Below are 17903 nucleotides of genomic sequence, written 5' to 3'. Positions count from 1 at the left end.
TTTTACTATGATTCGGATTGCTATCGCAGATGACCATACTTTATTCGCCAAAGGCATAGAGGGATTATTAGAAGAGGAAGAAGACTTCGAAATCCTTGGGCTTTTTAAGAACGGTCTCGAATTAATGGATTTCCTTCAAGAAAATTCCGTTGATGTGGTATTGACAGACTTGAATATGCCTGAAATGGATGGTTTTGGTGTCCTGGAAAAAATCAAAGAATCAGGCATTCCCGCAAAAGTGATTGTCCTTTCCATGTACGATGAGGAGAAAATATTTAAAGAATGCGTGGATAGAGGTGCAGATGGCTTTATTCTCAAAGATGCTGATCCGGATGAATTGGTTTTTACCATTCATGAGGTACACGAAGGAAGGCATTTGATTAATTTCGACCGAATTATTGAGCAGGCTAGGCCCAATGCATTTTTTGATTCTTTTCGAGAGAAATTTAAGCTTTCCCGTAGGGAAGTTCAGATTATCAAATTGATCAAAGAGGGAAAAACATCCAGAGAAATTGCAGAAGAGCTAGTTCTTAGTATTGGTACTATCGAAAGCCATCGGAAGAATATTTTTACTAAACTGGGAATCAAATCCCGGGTAGAATTGGTCAATAAGGCCTACGAAATGAACCTATGAAAAACCTTTCTTCACCACTTCGGGTAGCTCTAGTTGGTTATGGCTCTGTTGCTGAAAAAATGCATGCTCCATTGATTGATGTTTGTCCAGATTTGGATTTGGTGGCTGTAGTTGAGCGTCATTCTAACCGATGTGAAGAAAAATATCCACAAGTTCAGACTTTTCGAAGTTTCGATTCCTTGTTGGAGCAAGGGGATGTTGACCTTGTGGTCATTACTACTCCCAATGAATTTCATTTTCCCATGGCCAAGCGGGCTTTAGAGGCAGGAAAACATGTGGTTGTTGATAAGCCTGTCACTATTTATTCTTGGCAAGCAGAGGAGTTAGAAAAATTAGCTGACCAAAAAGGCCTGGTTTGTACGGTATTTCATAACCGCCGATTTGATGGGGATTTCAAGACTGTTCAGCAATTGATTTCTGAAGATATCTTGGGTAGAATAGTCTATTTAGAATCCCATTTTGATCGATTTCGACCCAATGTTTCGGAGAATTGGAGAGAAAAAGATGTTCCTGGAAATGGAATTACCTATGATTTAGGATCTCACTTGATCGATCAGGTGGTGTTGCTTTTTGGGCTTCCTTTTGCTATACAGGCCGATATTCAGAGGCAAAGGGATGGAGCTGTAGCCGACGATCATTTTGACATCGTTTTGTATTACGGGCACAAAAAATCCAGAGTAACAGCTGGAGTTTTGGTCAATGCTCCTACGCCGAAGTTTTTGCTTTTAGGTGAAAAAGGATCTTACCAGAAATATGGTTTGGATGTTCAGGAGGCAGCGTTTAAAGCAGGCATCAGACCTGAAGGCGCGGATTGGGGAGTTGAGCCCAAGGAAAGTTGGGGAAAGCTTTATTTAGAAAATGAGACTAAGTCTTTCCCAACTTTGCCGGGAGACTATCGGATATTTTATCAAAATGTAGCTGATGCAATTCTCCAAGGTAAAGCGCTCAGTGTTACTCTTTCGCAAACAATTGGGGTTCTCAAACTTATCGAAGCGGCTTTTAAAAGTTCCAAAGAAGGAAAGAAGGTTCTTCGTGCAGAAGGGGGCTGGTAATTTTCCTAAAAAGGCAATTTACCCAAATCTACATTTCCTCCAGAAAGAATAATTCCTACTTTTTTCCCTTTGAATTGCTCTTTATTTGCTAATAAGCCTGCTAATGGAACAGCACAGGAAGGTTCGATGACGATTTTCATTCGCTCATAAATGAGCCGCATGGCCTCAATAATTTGGGGATCAGTTGCTAGCAAAATATCTTTCACATAGCGGTTGATGATTTCAAAATTTATCTCACCCAATGAGGTCAATAAACCATCCGCGATTGTCTGAGGATTTGTTTGGGGGATAATCCTTCCGGCTTTCAAAGAACGATAGGCATCATCTGCACCTTTGGGTTCAGCTCCATAAACTTTTACTTCCGGATCCCAGTAATGTGCCAAAAGTGCTGTTCCCCCCAATAGACCACCACCACCAACAGGAGCAATTAGACATTCTAGGTCAGGCTGATCATCCAAAAATTCCAAAGCGCAGGTGGCCTGTCCTTCTACGACGTCCATGTAGTCATAGGGTGGGATAAAGGTAGCACCGGTTTCTTTCACTACTTTTTCCAAGGTCGTTTCCCTCGCCATCAAATTGGGTTCGCACTCGATGATTTCTCCGCCATATCCTCGAACCGCCTTTTTCTTGATTTCGGGAGCATTGGAAGGCATGACGATATAGGCAGGGATACCGACAACCTGTGCCGCTCGGGCTAAAGCTGCAGCATGGTTTCCACTACTGTGAGTGGCCACTCCCTTGGCCCGTTCCTCATCGGAAAGTTTCATGACGGCATTGGCTGCTCCTCGGGCTTTGAAGGCTCCTACCTTTTGAAAATTCTCGCATTTGAAATAGATCTCACAACCGGCAATTTCATTAATTGCGGAAGAGGTTAAAATTGGCGTTCGGTGGATAAAAGATTTGATCCGGATGAGCGCGAATTTGATATCGTTTAGGGTAGGAAGTGTCATGTCTTTCATAAACGAAAATTAAAAAATCATGGATCAAAATCGATTCTTTCCCCAAGAATTTTCCCAATCTCTTTTTTTGGATTCAATCAAATAGTTTTCTTCGGGTATGGATTGGAATTCACTAGCGATATTTCCTGTGATGGGACAGGCTTTAACCACTGAAAACACGCTGCCCATGGACTTTAGCGCTCAAAATCAGGCATTACAAAATGTTGATTTGGCTAATACTGAGGTATTTGATCGTTTTGTTTTTTCCCAGTTGGAGCAGGAAGAAAAGGTTTTTGGGATCGGAGGATATTTGGAAAACAGAGCCATTTATCAGCGTTCTGAAGTTTTTGCTACGGAACAATCAGATTTCCGAAATATCCATTTAGGAATTGATATTTGGTGTAAGGCTTGGACTCCTGTATATGCTCCTTTGGTTGGGAAAATCCATAGCTTTCAGGATAATGCTGGCTTTGGAAATTATGGAGCTACGTTGATTTTGGAGCATGATCTCGGGGAGAAAAAGCTATATAGCCTCTATGGTCACTTAGCCCAAGAAGATTTGAAGGAATATTCAGTTGGAAAGGAAGTAAAAAAGGGGGATCCAATAGCACATGTCGGTCCTTTCCCAGAGAATGGAGATTGGCCTCCTCACTTGCATTTTCAATTAATGTGGGATATGGAAGGAAATTGGGGAGATTACCCAGGCGTTTGTTCTCAACGAGAAAAAGAGCATTATGCGGCTAATTGTCCCGACCCTAATTTGATTTTAAGGTTTCCTTCATAGAACTAAGCCTGATTGATTTGAGTGATCAATCGGATTCCATCTAAAGTCAGATAGCGGTCTATTTCTTCGAATTCATCCCTAAGTGTGGTCAAAATTGCAGAAAGACCTCCTGTGGCAATAATTTTAAAAGGAAGTGGTTTTTCATCACGGATGGTTTGAAGCATGCCTTTCACTAAACCTGTATATCCATGTAGGATACCTGCCTGAATTGCATGAATGGTATCTTGGCCTATGGCTGATTTTGGAAATTCAAGCGAAACTTCCGGTAACTTAGAAGTATTCATAAACAAGGCTTTGATAGCCGTTTGAAGGCCAGGAACAATGTTCACTCCCAATACCTGCCCTTTTTCATCAACCACCGTGAAGGTAAGTGCAGTCCCAAAATCAACCACGATGAAAGGCTGATGGAATTTTTCCCATGCAGCCATGACATTGCACATCAGGTCTGTTCCGATTTCATTGGGACGACGAGCTACAACTGGAAGCTTCTTGTAGCTTTTTGCAGAAATCACATAGGCCTTTTTTCCGAAGAAATTTTCACAAAACTGCTGAATGGTGTCTTGGATTTCCGGAACCACAGAACTAAATCCAATTAGTTCGATATCCTTTGGATGGATATCATGCTCCAAAAAATATAAAGGAACCTTTTTACTCAATTGTGAAATTAGGCGCTCAGTCTTGGTTTCCAATCGGAATTGGTTAGTCCATTTTTGAGTTTTTTCGTCAAAAAGTGCAAAAACTACATTAGAATTGCCTGCATCGATGGCTAGAAACATGCTATTTGGAGGTTTTGTCTAATTTAGGCTTTCCTTAATGAAAATTTAAATCCTCAACGAATATGTACACTGTCCGAGAAGGAAAAATTGAAGATTTACCCCGAGTCCTTGAGTTGATCAAGGAGTTGGCTCTTTATGAAAAGGCACCTGAGCAAGTGACCAATACCTTGGAATTAATGGAAAAGGATGGGTTCGGTCCCAATCCGGTTTACGGACTTTATGTTTGTGAGAAAGATGAGACGGGAGAAATTATCGGAATTGCTATCTACTATTACCGATATAGCACTTGGAAGGGAAAGCGAATGTATCTGGAAGATATTGTGGTAACAGAATCCGAGCGCGGAAATGGAGCTGGAAAATTATTGTTTGAACGAGTGATGGCGAAGTCTCTAGAAGAGGGCTGTACTGGTATGATGTGGCAAGTCCTGGACTGGAATGAGCCAGCAATTAACTTTTATAAAAAATATGGGGCAGACTTAGAAGCAGGATGGTTGAATGCCCATTTGCAGGATTATGAAATAAAAGCTTTGCTGAAATGAAAATAAAAAACCCAACGATTTCCGTTGGGTTTTTTTATGATTCTTATCCTTTCAAACTATAGTTAGGAGCTTCTCGAGTTACACTAACATCATGTGGGTGAGATTCTTTCACACCGGCTGCGGTTATTTTTACAAACCGACCATTCCTTTGGAGATCTTCCACTGTTTTGGTACCGCAATAGCCCATACCTGCCTGAAGACCACCAACTAATTGATAGAGGACCTCAGCTACGAGGCCTTTATAAGGCACTCTTCCCACAATGCCTTCTGGAACAAGCTTTTTGATATTGTCTTCAGCATCTTGGAAGTATCGGTCTTTGGAGCCTGATTCCATGGCTTCAAGAGAACCCATACCACGGTAAGTTTTGAATTTTCTTCCTTCGAAAATGATCATTTCTCCAGGAGCTTCTTCTGTACCTGCAAGGAGAGAACCGATCATAATGGAACTTGCGCCAGCGGCGATGGCTTTAACCAAATCACCAGAATATCGGATACCACCGTCTGCAATTACCGGTACATTTCTAGTCTTTAGGGCTTCTGCGCATTCAAAAACTGCAGAAAGCTGAGGAACGCCTACTCCGGCAATTACCCGAGTAGTACAGATAGAGCCAGGACCGACACCCACTTTCACCGCATCAGCACCTGCTTCAGCAAGTGCAATCGCAGCTTCTGGAGTAGCAATATTTCCTACAATGACTTCCAAATCCGGGAAGGCTCCCTTAATTTTTTTACAAGTATCGATTACTCCTCGGGAATGACCGTGCGCTGTATCAATTGAAACGACATCTACCCCGGCTTGTACCAAAGCCTCAACCCGATCAACAATATCAGCAGTTACCCCAACTGCAGCTCCTACTCGTAGACGCCCGTATTCATCTTTACAAGCGTTTGGCTTATCCTTTCTTTTCAGAATATCCTTGTAGGTGATCAAGCCCGTGAGCTTGTCATCTTCGTCTACAATAGGAAGTTTTTCGATTTTATATTCCTGAAGAATTTCCTCTGCCTGTTCCAAAGAAACCCCTGACTTTGCAGTAATGAGGTTTTCTTTCGTCATGATTGACTTAATTGGAAGGTTATGATCCTTGATAAATCGAAGATCTCGGTTAGTGATAATTCCTTTTAGGACTCTGTTTTCATCCACTACTGGAATTCCACCAATGTGATATTCACGCATAATTGCCTCAGCATCCTTGACTTTGGCATCGATATGTAGCGTGATTGGATCCAAAATCATCCCCGCCTGAGAACGCTTCACCTTTCTAACTTGGGCAGCTTGCTTCTCAATGGACATGTTTTTGTGGATAAAACCAAGACCACCTTCCAAAGCAATAGCAATCGCAAGTTCAGCCTCTGTGACGGTATCCATAGCAGCGGATACAAGAGGGATGTTTAAGCGAATTTTTTTGGTAAGCTGGGTGGAGGTGTTGGTTTCGCGGGGCAGTACTTCGGAGTAACCCGGAACAAGAAGCACGTCGTCGTAGGTGAGTGCTTCGAAGAGGAACTTATCAGAATTTAGATTCATAGCAAATATCGGTTTGAGGTAACCCTATTTGCCCGCCAAATGTACAAACAATTTCTCAGGCTAAAGCAAGCCATCAAGAAAAATAATTGGAATTTGACCAAAAACTCCCTGAATAATAGAATAATATTCGCCGGAGAGGAAGATTTGTCTTTTTAATTGGTGTATTCAATCTATCTCTCAGGCAAAAGAATTTGGTAGGTTTTCCCTCTTCTGACATTCAAGTTTCTTTCCCGAAGCCAAGGGTTGTAGATTTTTAATTCCTTGTAAGTGTAACCTTTAGATTTTGCCCATTCCGCTAGATTGGAAATGTCTTCATTAACCTCAATCGCCTGAAGTGGAGGATCTTGGTAATAATCTTTCTCCCGGAGATTAAAGCCGAAGGTTTTTGGGTTTTCAAAAATGACTTTAAAAGCTAATATTCGGAACATGTAACGACTAGTCTCATCATTAAGGAGTAAGTGATAATAATCCTCTTCGAGTTGTTCCTTTTGTCGTTTCGAAAAACCTGTTTGCCCCATATTATAACTAGCGGCAACAGAAGTCCAGTTACCAAATTTATCGTGAGCTTCTTTCAAATACTTAGTAGCTGCAAGGGTGGATTTTTTCCAGTCATAGCGCTCATCGATATTCCGATTGACTTCCAGTCCATAATCTTTGGCTGTGCCTTGCATAAATTGCCAAAAGCCCTTGGCACCGGCAGGAGAAGTGACATTCATCAAGCCGGATTCTGCAATTGCCAAGTATTTAAAATCTTCAGGAATTCCTTCCTCTTTCAGAATCCTTGTGATTTCATCCAAATATTTTCCTGATCGCTTCATTAAAAGAATCATATTGGATTGCCAATACGCATTCACATAGATTTCCCGCTCCAATCGCTCCAGGATATCCTGATGATCAAGAGGTACAGGTTCTCCTGCGAAAGTCAGACTTTCGGGAATTGGAAAAATCCTCACTGAGTCCAAAGGAATTGGAGAAAAACCCTGCGAGGAAATTGGAAAACCTGAGTCAGTTGGAGTCGATGGAAAAGATTGCTTCCAAAGCAAATAACCAAGCATTGCCATACAAATAGCAATCAATCCATAGAGCGCATTGAGGTGAAAGCGATTCATTAGAAGTTTGGACTGAGAAGATATTTACTGTAAAAGTCATCGATGACTTGAACTGCTTCAGTTGCATTTTCTACGACACAAAACAAATCCATATCCTCAGGGCTGACATATTTGTTGGCCAGAAGGGTTTCTTTGATCCAATCGACCAATCCTTCCCAATAATCTTTTCCAACTAATACGATTGGGAACCGACCAATTTTATTGGTTTGGATGAGAGTTAATGCTTCGAAGAATTCGTCCATCGTTCCAAAACCTCCCGGCAAAACCACAAAACCTTGGGAGTATTTCACAAACATGACCTTTCGGACAAAGAAGTAATCGAAAGTCAAAAGTTTATCACGATCGATGTAGATGTTATTGAATTGCTCAAATGGAAGCACAATATTCAAACCCACTGATTTTCCTCCTTCGGAATGGGCTCCTTTATTACCCGCCTCCATTATACCTGGGCCACCACCAGTAATAACCCCGTAGCCATGGCGGACAAGTTTAGCGGCAATTTCTTCCGCCATTTGGTAATGTTTGTGATTTCTAGGGGTTCGGGCCGAACCAAAAATTGAGACGCAGGGGCCGATTTTTGCAAGCTTTTCAAAGCCTTCCACAAACTCAGACATCACTTTAAAAATTGCCCATGAGTCTGCACTTTTTATCTCACTCCAATCTCTTTCTTTAAATGCTCTTCTGATTTTTTCTTCCTGTTTCTTAATCTCTTGATTGGTCATATTCTAATAGTATTTTCATTCAAAACGAATCGAGTGACAAAATGTCGATGAAACTCGAATTAAATTTTTCTAAAAACGATCATGGAATGTACTGTGAAGGTAGAAAATTTTTGCAGGAGCTGGTATCAACAAGCTTGTTTTGGTGGTAATTTTGAAGGCTAATTATTGAAATCTTGAAACTGAGCGAAAAGTCTCAAGCTGTTTTGGAATTATTCCAGGACCTTGAAATTGAGAGTAGGGCTTTTGCCGAGAGGGCTGATTTGGGTTGTGTGGTTGGTTGTGGGAAATGCTGCGCCAATCCTTCCATTCCGGCGAGTCCTTTGGAATTTCTCCCTTTGGCTTTTGAGCTTTATGAAAATGGAGCCGTTGAAGCCAGCATCCGGCTTTTGGATTCATTGGGAGAAAATGGATTTTGCTTGCTCTATAGACCTACAAATGAAGATGGGTCTAAGGGATTCTGTGGAAATCATTCCTCACGGGGATTGATTTGTAGACTTTTTGCCAGTGCTGCCCGCCGAAATAAACATGGTCTCAAAGAGTTAATTATCTGTAAAGTCTTGAAGGAAAATAAAGCGGATCAATACCATCGAGCTACGCAGGCAATTCAGGAGGATTTGGAAATTCCCTTGGCAGCTTCATTTTACGGCCGGCTTCATGATATAGATAATCATTTGAGCCAAACTTACCCGATCAATCAAGCGATAAGAATTGCCATTGAAATGGTCCTGCAGTATAAATTCTATGAAGAATCTGAATCGGCAGAGGAACTCTGATTTTTTTGCTCTTTGCAATTGGAGTATATTAGAGCATTGAAATCATCTTTTTCGCTTTTCATATGGTGAATATTTCTGAAATCAGCCAAACAATCCGCAAACTCGTTGAGACACGAATAAATTTGATCAAGGAAGAAATCCAAGATCAAGTAATGGGTGTGGTCACACGGGTGCTTCTCTTAGTAATTATCGGTGGATTGATGTTGCTGGTCCTGTTATTTTTTAGCCTTGCATTGGCCTTTTTCTTGAGTAGTGTATTTGAGTCGACCTATTCAGGCTTCCTTTTGGTAGGATTGTTCTATCTATTACTGGTAGTTGGCCTTTATTGGCTTCGGTATTCACCTTCTATTCGAAAGGAAATTCAGGGTGGAATGAGCAATTTTATTTTTGACAATAGCAAAAAAGAAGAAGATGGCGAAGAAGGAGCTTGAAAATCAGGCAGAGGAATTGGAGCAAACCCTTCAAAAACAATTGGATTTGCTAAAGAAGGATTCCGAGGACTGGCTCAAAGTCGGAGGTGCTGTGCTTGCAGGAGGCTTATTGGCATATTCCATCGTCAAAATGACCAAACGAAAAAAAAACCGAAAAACAGCTAAAGCTTTGGAGGTTTTAGAAAGGGAAGGATTGCTGGATGAAGAAATAAAAGAAAAACTCAGCAAACCACAGAAGTCTACTTTTTGGCCTAGTCTAGGACAGCGATTGTTGTTGGTAGGTTTTGCATTGGCTCAAGAAAAATTATTAAAAAAATTGATAGCACCTGAAGATGCCGAAGCAGCAGAGAAAGGTGAGTAATGCTATTCAACAGCTTTTTGAAAATAAAAAAAAAGGTGTTGCTTGGCTGATTGATCCGGGGAAATTTAATCCTAATTCCATTTCTGATGTTTTCTGGGCAAACCTTCATGGGCTGGAATTAGACCTGATTTTGGTAGGAGGGAGTCAAGATGAATCATCTGATTTGGGAGAATTGATCCAATTTATTAAAGAAAGAACAAGCTCAATCCCCGTAGTACTATTTCCAGGTTCTTATCAGCAAGTTTGTCCTGAGGCTGATGCGATTCTTTTTATGAGTTTAATTTCAGGAAGAAACCCCGAGTATTTGATTTCCCAACAAGTCCGTGCATCCCGAGCTACCCAAAACTCGGGGTTAGAAGTTTTACCTACTGCCTACCTTTTAGTCAATGATGGAGAAATTTGTAGCGTGCATCGTAAATCAGAAACACTACCAATATCAAATGAAGAATTAGACTTGATTCTGGATACGGCATTAGCTGGTAAGTTTCTAGGAATGAACTATTGCTATTTGGATGCGGGAAGTGGTTCATCATCCACGGTTGCTCCAGCAGTTATTCGGGCTGTTTCTTCCGAACTTCAACTCCCCTTGATCGTCGGTGGGGGTCTCAATAAACTTCAAAAAATCCATCAATGCTTTGAAGCAGGAGCCGATGTGGTTGTCATCGGTAATCAGATAGAAAAAGACCCCGGTTTTTTAACCGAGGTCCTGAACTTTAAGAAATTTTATAACGAAGAATTACACGTTAATTAGTGATTCTCTTCTTCGCATTTTCCCTGCCGGTACCCCATACATCATTTTGAATCGGCGGCAGAAATAAGCAGTATCCTTGTAGCCAACCTCTTTTCCAATATCCCGGATGGATTTTTTGGTAGTTCGTAGTAAATCTACCGCTGCTTCCATTCGCTGATATTCGATATAATCTTGAGGATTAATTCCTGTCAACATTTTGAAGTATTGACCCACATAGTCTTCAGATACATTGGCTACTTTGGCAAGGACTTTATTGGATAAATCCCCTCCCAAATTAGTCTTGATGTACTTGAACAATTCGATAAGACGTGGATCTTTGAAGTAAGTTACGTTAGTAGAAAGTTCTTCTACAAAGAGACGGTTTTTCAGAATATGTCTTAAAACTTCGATCACCAAGGCCTCGGTTAGAGCTCGAAGAATTCGCTCTTTTCCGACACTACTCTGTTCCATTTCCTTCATGATGTCCTCTATCAGAATAGCAATTCGATCATTGAATCGAATGATGAAGGCCGGGATATCAAGACTGTTGAAGAAATTGACTACATCGAAGACCTTGGATTCAAAGCTTACGACTGAAATGCAGTCTTCTTCGGAATTTCGGATGTCCTTAAAGCTAATGCTTTGAAGGTATTTCCGCTTGTTTTCAATAAAGTGCTCCATGGGAACTTCAGCTCTCTTGTTCCCGCCACCAATGGTCAAAGGTGTCTTCTTTTCACCGGGCAAAAAGAGAACTTCCCCTTCATTGACTAGTTCTTGTTCGTCTCCAAATTTTAGAGTACCATGATGGAGCAAAATCAGCATATTATCAAATTCCTTGTGATCAGGAATGAATACGGGTTTTTCAACCTTATAATTGAAACCTCTTAAAAAGCGAATATTTACTGATTCAATAACCTTATTGTAATATTCCATTATTTTTTTTCAATATATTCTGAGTCACAAAAATAGCATTTTTCTAACTAAGATTTTATAAAAATCCATGTTAAAAGTGAAAATAAATTAAAAAAGGCGCAATTTTTTGAATTGCGCCTCTGATTTAGGTGATAATCGGTTTATCGGAGAATGCCTCTGGATATAACTATTTTTTGAATTTCCGATGTTCCTTCGTAAATCTGAGTGATTTTAGCATCTCGCATCAGTCGCTCCACATGATATTCTTTCACGTATCCGTATCCTCCATGCACTTGGACAGCTTCTACGGTTACATTCATTGCTACCTCAGAAGCATACAATTTTGCCATAGCTGAAGCGTGGGCATAGTCTTCTCCTTGATCTTTTAACCAAGCAGCTTTATAGACTAGGAGTCGAGCCGCTTCGATTTGAGTAGCCATATCTGCCAACTTAAACTGAATAGCTTGATGCTGACTGATTGGCTTACCAAAAGCTTTTCTTTCTTTAGAATATGCAAGTGCAAGCTCATATGCTCCAGCAGCAATTCCTAAAGCTTGGGCAGCAATCCCTATTCTTCCTCCATTAAGAGTTTCCATTGCGAAAGTGAATCCAAACCCTTCGGCCCCGATTCTGTTTTCTACTGGAACTTTGACGTCGTTGAACATCAAAGAGTGGGTATCACTTCCTCGGATTCCAAGTTTGTCTTCCTTCTTTCCAATAATGAATCCATCCCAGCCCTTTTCAACTATAAAAACAGAGATTCCTTTATGACCTTTACTAGCATCTGTCTGGGCAATTACCAAATAGACACTGGCAGAAGAACCGTTAGTAATCCAGTTTTTGGTACCATTCAATACATAATGATCCCCTTCTAATTTTGCTTCAGTTCGCTGAGAGGTAGCATCAGATCCTGCTTCTGGTTCGGATAAGCAAAAGGCTCCCAGAATTTCTCCTGTTGCTAGTTTTTTAAGGTATTTCTCTTTTTGCTCCTCTGTTCCGTATTTTTCGAGTCCCCAGCAAACCAATGAATTATTGACTGACATGGAAACTGAAGCGGAGGCATCGATTTTTGAAATTTCTTCCATTGCCAAAACATAGGAGATGGTATCCATTCCTCCTCCATTATATTTTGGGTCAACCATCATTCCCATGAACCCTAATTCTCCCATCTTTTGGATTTGTTCCTTTGGGAATCGGGCTTCTGAATCTCGTTCTATGACACCGGGAAGAAGTTCACTTTGAGTAAACTCACGGGCTGCATCTCGTACAGCCAAATGCTCTTCAGTAAGTTGAAAATTCATCTGTGTTTTATTCGGGTTTATTTTGGATTGGAATTTATATTAAAAAAAGAAAAGGGGCAAAATGTTGCCCCTTTCCGAATATAATTTTGATTTGAATCAATCTCGGTTGCCAAAGAAAATAAAAATATAGTAAGCCAAAGTCGCCAAGGAAGCTAGTGCCGCTACTACATAAGTCATGGCAGCCCATTTCAGCGCATCTTTAGACATGTCATATTCCTGAGCGGTCACGATGTTTCGATTTTTGACCCAGGCCAAAGCGCGGTTAGATGCGTCGAATTCTACAGGCAGGGTAACCAGAGTAAATAAGGTCATTACCCCATATGAGCCCACTATAATAAAGCCTATCCACTGATAAGGAAGTCCTAATGCATAGCCACCGAAAAGCGAAGCGATTAATACTACATTCAAAATTTTTCCGGAGATATTTTGAATAGGGACCATTGCTGATCGGAAATTGAGCCAAGCATAGCTAGTGGCATGCTGTACGGCATGGCCACATTCGTGAGCTGCTACGGCAGCAGCAGCAGCATTTCTTCCATAATATACATCTGGACTTAAGTTGACCGTCTTATTCATGGGATTGTAGTGGTCTGTCAACTGGCCTTCTACAGATACTACTTGTACATCATGAATATTATGATCCGCCAACATCAATTTGGCTATTTCAGCACCAGAGAGATTTGCCTGCAAGGCAGTCTGAGAATAGCGCTTGAATTTGCTTTTTAATCTGGTGCTCACCACGAATCCGAGGATCGCAAATACAACAACAATCAGTATTATCATAGTCGTTTTAAATTTCTGGATTGGTTACGAATTTACTCCCTTACGGGTTTATTCCAAGCAGGTTTTTGCATCATATAGATCCAAGAAACCAGTCCGGCTATTAATATCAACACCAGCTGGGTTCCATGGATAATGGCTGCAAAGATTTTTCCATCCTGCTCAGCTATTCCTAATTGTATCAAAATAAAGGCCACCAAAGCATGGAAGGTGCCAATACCCCCTTGGACCGGGGCAACCATGCCAATACTGCCCATTACCATGACTAGGAGCACTTCACCACTGGACAAATTGGCAGTACTTGCAATCCCTTTGGATACAGCAAACATGGTTAAAAAGTAAATCACCCAAATCACCACAGAACTGATCCAAAAGCCCCAAGGATTTCCAAGCCGTGCTATTCCTTTTATTCCTGAATAAATTTCCCTGAGAAAATGCTGTGCTTTTAAAATCAGGCTGTGTTGTCTGAATTTTCTTAATAGAATGTATAGGAATAGTACCAAGACTCCCAGTCCACCTAGAATAATGGGAAGGTTTTGGGTGGCTTTTTGGAGAAGCAGGTCCAAATTGACCAATTGATTAGCTAGGCTAATGAAGAGTTGACTTTCTACCAGAAAAGCCAATACTATCGTGCCTACAAGAAAAACCAAGTCAATGGATCGTTCAAGAATTACTGTTCCTAATAAATGTCCGATAGAAATTCCGTTTGTTCGGCTTAGAATACCACAGCGCGCCACTTCTCCCGCTCGCGGAACCAATAGATTTGCTAAGTAGCCTACCATCACGGCGTGATATGCGTCTCCGTTGCTTACGGGTTTTCCTTCTTTTGAATCCATCAAAAGGGTCCAGCGCCAGCCCCTCAACCAAAAACCAAAAAGGGAGATTGCCAAGGAAAATCCAATCCAGAGCCAATTACTGCTTCGAACCTGACTCCAGAGCGTATCGATTTCTATATCCCGATAAAGAAACCAAAATATCCAGATAGCCAACCCTAAGGACAGCAATACCTGAATAGTCTGTTTGATTCGGGGATGGAGCATTAGATAAGCCGGTTATGGTCGTCTGGAAAAATCACCACGGGTTTGTGTTTCTTCGCCTCTTCAAAATCCATTCCTGCATAGGAAATGATAATAACAATATCGCCAACTGCTACTTTTCTGGCCGCTGGGCCATTGAGACATATTTGCCCGCTTCCACGTTCTCCTTTAATGACATAAGTTTCCAATCGCTCTCCATTATTAATGTTCACGATTTGGACCTTTTCGTTTTCAATAATATTGGCTGCGTCCATCAAATCTTCATCAACGGTAATGGATCCCACATAATGAAGTTCCGCCTGAGTGACTTTCACCCGGTGGATTTTGGACTTCATGACTTGAATATGCATTGGTTTAGTAATTCAGCCCGCAAACTTAAGAAATTACGGGAAGGTTGTCGATTAATCTGACTTCTCCCACATAGGCGGCCACACAGATGGAGTTCTTTTTTTGGGGATCGAAGTCGGTGAATAGTTCGAATTGGTCTGTTTCGACTAATTCAAAATACTCTAAATCTACTCCTTCGGTTTTCTCAAATTCTCGCTGGATGGTTTGTTGTACCTCAAACCAGCTTTTTCCTTCCAATAGTTCCTTCTTTGCCAAAACCATGGATTGGTAAAGGATTAGGGCTTTTTCTCTCTCGCTTGGACTCAATCTTCTATTTCGTGAGGATAGCGCCAAGCCGTCCGTCTCTCTTCGAGTGGAGACAATCTCTAGTTGGATAGGAAAAGATAGATCGTTTACCATTCTTTTTATAATGGCAACTTGCTGAAGGTCCTTTTGTCCAAAAAATGCCAAGTCAGGTTGGATCATGTGGAAAAGTTTGGAAACAATAATTCCAACTCCATTGAAGTGACCAGGTCGGAATGCCCCTTCCAAAACCCGTTCTAGCGATCCAAAGTCAATCTTCAAATTTGTTTCCTGAGGATACATGGTTTTCACCTCTGGAACAAAGACATAATCAACTCCTGCTTTTTCCAATAAATCTAAGTCTTCCTGAAGACTATTTGGATACTTTTCGAAGTCTTCTGGATTATTGAATTGAGTAGGGTTTACGAAAATAGAAACGACGGAAACGCCTGATTTCTTGATACATTGAGTAACTAAACCAAGGTGGCCTTCATGGAGTGCTCCCATAGTTGGGACAAGACCAATTGAAGGATTCTTGGATTGAAATTGGAGCCTGATGGCTGCCCATTCGGCTGGAGTATTAAATACCTGCACAGGTCGGGAAATAGTTTGGGGAAATTGCCGCAAAACTAGATTAATATTCAGAAAAACAAGGCTTTTTGGGCTTTTTTTATTATCTTTGTGCCGTTGTTTATCACTTTACTTAAAAAACAATTAATATGTCCAAATTACGTATCCTCTACGTTGCCAGTGAAATCAACCCCTTCCTCCAAACTTCAGAAGTAGCCCAATTCTTACGAACACTCCCTCAAGCCATGCAAGAGCGTGGTATGGAGATCCGTATTTTGGTGCCACGGTTTGGCCTCATCAATGAGCGCAAGAATCGCCTTCATGAAGTTGTGAGACTTTCAGGGATTAATATTGCCGTGGGTGAGGAAGAAAAACCCCTAGTCATTAAAGTAGCATCTATCCCGCAGGCAAAATTGCAGGTTTATTTCATCGACAATGAGGATTACTTCCAGCGTAAGAGTGTATTCCACGACAAGCAGGAGAAATTCTACGAGGATAATGACGAGCGGGCCATATTCTTCTGTAAGGGAGTGATCGAAACAGTCAAAAAATTGGGATGGGCTCCGGACATTGTACACTGCAATGACTGGATGACTTCATTGATCCCGATGTATTTGAAGACCACCTATAAGAACGAACCTCTCTTCAAGAACACAAAATCCGTTTTTGCTATCTACAACAATGGATTTTCTCATACCTTTGGCGATGATTTGTTAAACAAGGTTAAGATGGTGGACATTGATGACACGATTTTAGCACCTTTGGAAAGCAAAGACTTCGAAGGCTTTATCCGTATGGGTATGGAATATGCCGATTTAGTAGTGAAAGGCGGCGAAGTCTCCGATGAATTAAACCAACTAATTGAGGATTTCTCTAAAGACAAGAAGTTTGAAATCAGCATTGAAGAAGAGGAACAAGCTCACGAAGAGCTCTACGATATCTACACCAATTTGGCAGGCTAAGTGGACAGCTCTTGCCATTGTATTCACCATTTTCTTTAATTCTTGTTCTGACCCGTCTTCCGTAGGGATCGAATTGGCTCCAGGAAACAACCAAGTGGGAGTTTTCTTCACCGAATTCGAACTTCCTGCGGAAGTCGTATTGTTGGACTCATTCAATACCACCAACCAAAGCTTGTTGGTAGTAGGGAATGAGGAAGACCCGTATTTCGGAAAAACTTCCAGTACGGGCTACACTCGAATGTTTTTTGAAGTGACAGATGAGCGTCCTAAGGCAGAGGCTATTCTGGACTCCATGTTTTTCTCTGTGGATATCGTCTCTGTGAATGGGCAAGATTTGGATGAACCAAAGGTTTATAGTGTCCATCGTCTGACTGAGAGCATCCTTGATACGCTTTATTATAATTTCAATGAACTTGCGTATGAGGAAAATCCAATCGCCAGTTCAGAAATAGAATTTGGAGAAACCAAGGATACCACGGTTTTGATGCCGGTGATTCCTGAGTTTTCCGAGGAGCTTTTTGGAAAGTTAAAGCGAGGTACGGAATTCAATAATATTTTCACTTTTAGAGAATATCTCCCAGGTGTTGCTATTAAGGCAAGAGAGGGTGATAACACCACTATTGGTGTGAATTTGGGTTCTCAAACATCTATTTTAACCTATTTCCATTATCCAGGAGATACAGTAGCTTCATCATTTGAAATCAATACAGCTTCTTCCCGAAGCTTCAATGGGGTCAAAAGTGATCGAACTGGGACGCCAACTGAGGTTGTGGTAGAAAAACAAAAGGCTTATCAAACAGGAAATTTGGTTGGAATGAAAGCTAATCTTGGAATGACTATTAAGATTGATAGTTCTCCAATTGATGAGTTTTTAGATACCTTATCTGGAGTGATTTTCAAGCAGGTCCAATTGGAAATTGGCGAAATAGAAACTGTACCCGAAGGTCAAAATCCTCCCGCTTTCTTCGTGTCCTATTTTACGGATGACAGTAATGAGATTTTGACCCGTGCAGATGGTCAGCCATTGACTATTCAGCGTGATGGTCAGCCTCAAAATACCATCGATGAAAATGAACAAACCATTCCTGCCGTGATTGCTCCTGCTATTGGTACATATAATTCTGGTCAAGGAACTTATGTAGTGGGAATTACTTCGTATTTGAATGGAATCTTTAGAGGAGATGTTACCAGAAAAGATTGGTTACTGTATGGAAATTCCTCTGAGACTACAGGAGATGATTTTAAGCGTTCTTTGAGGCAGTTTAAGGTTCAGAATAACCGATTAAAAGTCAAGGTGATCTACTCGAAAATCCGCTAAACAATCGATTTCGAAAAAGTAT

At 41.1% G+C, this 17903-nt stretch carries 21 protein-coding genes; 10 read left to right on the top strand and 11 right to left on the bottom strand.

Features of this window, described 5'->3' with window-relative positions; genetic code table 11:
• Positions 1–7: 7 nt before the first annotated feature.
• Together NY014_RS10255 and NY014_RS10250 are read left to right on the top strand one after the other, a co-directional pair.
• Complete coding sequence (locus NY014_RS10255) at positions 8–634, top strand: response regulator (RefSeq protein ID WP_259414495.1); 627 nt, start codon at positions 8–10, stop codon at positions 632–634.
• Positions 631–1686 carry an oxidoreductase gene (locus NY014_RS10250; protein ID WP_259414494.1) on the top strand — a complete coding sequence of 352 codons (1056 nt, stop codon included), beginning with the start codon at positions 631–633 and terminating at the stop codon, positions 1684–1686. Before NY014_RS10255 ends, NY014_RS10250 begins: the two co-directional genes overlap by 4 nt.
• A gap of 5 nt (positions 1687–1691) precedes the next feature.
• Here NY014_RS10250 and NY014_RS10245 read toward each other — a convergent pair whose 3' ends face one another.
• Positions 1692–2645: a pyridoxal-phosphate dependent enzyme gene (locus tag NY014_RS10245; RefSeq protein ID WP_259414493.1), complete on the bottom strand. Its 954-nt coding sequence runs from the start codon at positions 2643–2645 to the stop codon at positions 1692–1694.
• 97 nt (positions 2646–2742) lie between these two features.
• On the opposite strand from NY014_RS10245, the gene NY014_RS10240 reads away from it, so the two are divergent.
• Positions 2743–3408 (top strand): peptidoglycan DD-metalloendopeptidase family protein, encoded by a 666-nt coding sequence (locus tag NY014_RS10240; protein ID WP_259414492.1) that lies wholly within the window; start codon positions 2743–2745, stop codon positions 3406–3408.
• 2 nt (positions 3409–3410) lie between these two features.
• Here the strand turns inward: NY014_RS10240 and NY014_RS10235 are convergent, their stop codons facing one another.
• Positions 3411–4184, bottom strand: a complete 774-nt coding sequence (locus tag NY014_RS10235) for a type III pantothenate kinase (protein WP_259414491.1) — start codon at positions 4182–4184, stop codon at positions 3411–3413.
• Positions 4185–4246: 62 nt separating this feature from the next.
• Between NY014_RS10235 and NY014_RS10230 the strand changes: the two genes are divergently transcribed.
• Positions 4247–4723 carry a GNAT family N-acetyltransferase gene (locus NY014_RS10230; protein ID WP_259414490.1) on the top strand — a complete coding sequence of 159 codons (477 nt, stop codon included), beginning with the start codon at positions 4247–4249 and terminating at the stop codon, positions 4721–4723.
• A gap of 43 nt (positions 4724–4766) precedes the next feature.
• Here NY014_RS10230 and guaB read toward each other — a convergent pair whose 3' ends face one another.
• The 3 genes from guaB to NY014_RS10215 all read right to left on the bottom strand — a co-directional run bounded on the left by guaB (position 4767) and on the right by NY014_RS10215 (position 8076).
• Positions 4767–6245: an IMP dehydrogenase gene (gene guaB, locus NY014_RS10225; RefSeq protein ID WP_259414489.1), complete on the bottom strand. Its 1479-nt coding sequence runs from the start codon at positions 6243–6245 to the stop codon at positions 4767–4769.
• 170 nt (positions 6246–6415) lie between these two features.
• On the bottom strand, positions 6416–7354 hold the full coding sequence (locus NY014_RS10220; protein ID WP_259414488.1) for a lytic transglycosylase domain-containing protein: 939 nt from the start codon (positions 7352–7354) through the stop codon (positions 6416–6418).
• Positions 7354–8076 (bottom strand): LOG family protein, encoded by a 723-nt coding sequence (locus NY014_RS10215; RefSeq protein WP_135072430.1) that lies wholly within the window; start codon positions 8074–8076, stop codon positions 7354–7356. The genes NY014_RS10220 and NY014_RS10215 overlap by 1 nt, the downstream gene beginning before the upstream one ends.
• 173 nt (positions 8077–8249) lie before the next feature.
• Between NY014_RS10215 and NY014_RS10210 the strand changes: the two genes are divergently transcribed.
• From NY014_RS10210 to NY014_RS10195, 4 genes are all read left to right on the top strand, one after another.
• Positions 8250–8849 carry a YkgJ family cysteine cluster protein gene (locus NY014_RS10210; protein WP_259414487.1) on the top strand — a complete coding sequence of 200 codons (600 nt, stop codon included), beginning with the start codon at positions 8250–8252 and terminating at the stop codon, positions 8847–8849.
• Between the two features lie 62 nt (positions 8850–8911).
• Positions 8912–9280, top strand: coding sequence for a phage holin family protein (locus NY014_RS10205; RefSeq protein ID WP_135072434.1), 369 nt, complete (start codon positions 8912–8914; stop codon positions 9278–9280).
• Positions 9261–9641 (top strand): hypothetical protein, encoded by a 381-nt coding sequence (locus NY014_RS10200; RefSeq protein ID WP_135072436.1) that lies wholly within the window; start codon positions 9261–9263, stop codon positions 9639–9641. Before NY014_RS10205 ends, NY014_RS10200 begins: the two co-directional genes overlap by 20 nt.
• Positions 9613–10392 (top strand): geranylgeranylglyceryl/heptaprenylglyceryl phosphate synthase, encoded by a 780-nt coding sequence (locus tag NY014_RS10195; protein WP_259414486.1) that lies wholly within the window; start codon positions 9613–9615, stop codon positions 10390–10392. Before NY014_RS10200 ends, NY014_RS10195 begins: the two co-directional genes overlap by 29 nt.
• Here NY014_RS10195 and NY014_RS10190 read toward each other — a convergent pair.
• The 6 genes from NY014_RS10190 to panC all read right to left on the bottom strand — a co-directional run bounded on the left by NY014_RS10190 (position 10378) and on the right by panC (position 15625).
• The gene (locus tag NY014_RS10190; RefSeq protein ID WP_259414485.1) at positions 10378–11304 is read right to left on the bottom strand and encodes an AraC family transcriptional regulator; all 927 of its coding nucleotides are present in this window, start codon (positions 11302–11304) and stop codon (positions 10378–10380) included. The genes NY014_RS10195 and NY014_RS10190 overlap by 15 nt on opposite strands.
• Positions 11305–11444: 140 nt before the next feature.
• The gene (locus NY014_RS10185) at positions 11445–12584 is read right to left on the bottom strand and encodes an acyl-CoA dehydrogenase (RefSeq protein WP_259414484.1); all 1140 of its coding nucleotides are present in this window, start codon (positions 12582–12584) and stop codon (positions 11445–11447) included.
• Positions 12585–12680: 96 nt separating this feature from the next.
• The gene (locus NY014_RS10180) at positions 12681–13367 is read right to left on the bottom strand and encodes a zinc metallopeptidase (RefSeq protein ID WP_259414483.1); all 687 of its coding nucleotides are present in this window, start codon (positions 13365–13367) and stop codon (positions 12681–12683) included.
• A 32-nt stretch (positions 13368–13399) separates the two neighbouring features.
• The gene (locus NY014_RS10175) at positions 13400–14404 is read right to left on the bottom strand and encodes a lysylphosphatidylglycerol synthase transmembrane domain-containing protein (protein ID WP_259414482.1); all 1005 of its coding nucleotides are present in this window, start codon (positions 14402–14404) and stop codon (positions 13400–13402) included.
• The gene (gene panD, locus NY014_RS10170; protein WP_259414481.1) at positions 14404–14751 is read right to left on the bottom strand and encodes an aspartate 1-decarboxylase; all 348 of its coding nucleotides are present in this window, start codon (positions 14749–14751) and stop codon (positions 14404–14406) included. The genes NY014_RS10175 and panD overlap by 1 nt, the downstream gene beginning before the upstream one ends.
• A 25-nt stretch (positions 14752–14776) precedes the next feature.
• The gene (gene panC / locus NY014_RS10165; protein WP_259414480.1) at positions 14777–15625 is read right to left on the bottom strand and encodes a pantoate--beta-alanine ligase; all 849 of its coding nucleotides are present in this window, start codon (positions 15623–15625) and stop codon (positions 14777–14779) included.
• Positions 15626–15750: 125 nt separating this feature from the next.
• On the opposite strand from panC, the gene NY014_RS10160 reads away from it, so the two are divergent.
• Both NY014_RS10160 and NY014_RS10155 read left to right on the top strand, forming a co-directional pair.
• A complete protein-coding gene (locus tag NY014_RS10160) occupies positions 15751–16563 on the top strand; it encodes a glycogen/starch synthase (protein ID WP_259414479.1) in 813 nt (270 codons plus the stop codon).
• The gene (locus tag NY014_RS10155) at positions 16490–17881 is read left to right on the top strand and encodes a DUF4270 family protein (protein WP_259414478.1); all 1392 of its coding nucleotides are present in this window, start codon (positions 16490–16492) and stop codon (positions 17879–17881) included. The genes NY014_RS10160 and NY014_RS10155 overlap by 74 nt, the downstream gene beginning before the upstream one ends.
• Positions 17882–17903: the final 22 nt, after the last annotated feature.

Source organism: Algoriphagus limi, from assembly GCF_024919275.1.
Taxonomy (GTDB): domain Bacteria; phylum Bacteroidota; class Bacteroidia; order Cytophagales; family Cyclobacteriaceae; genus Algoriphagus; species Algoriphagus limi.
The sequence above is the reverse complement of the archived record's forward strand: the minus strand, read 5'-3'. Positions and strand labels throughout refer to the sequence as shown.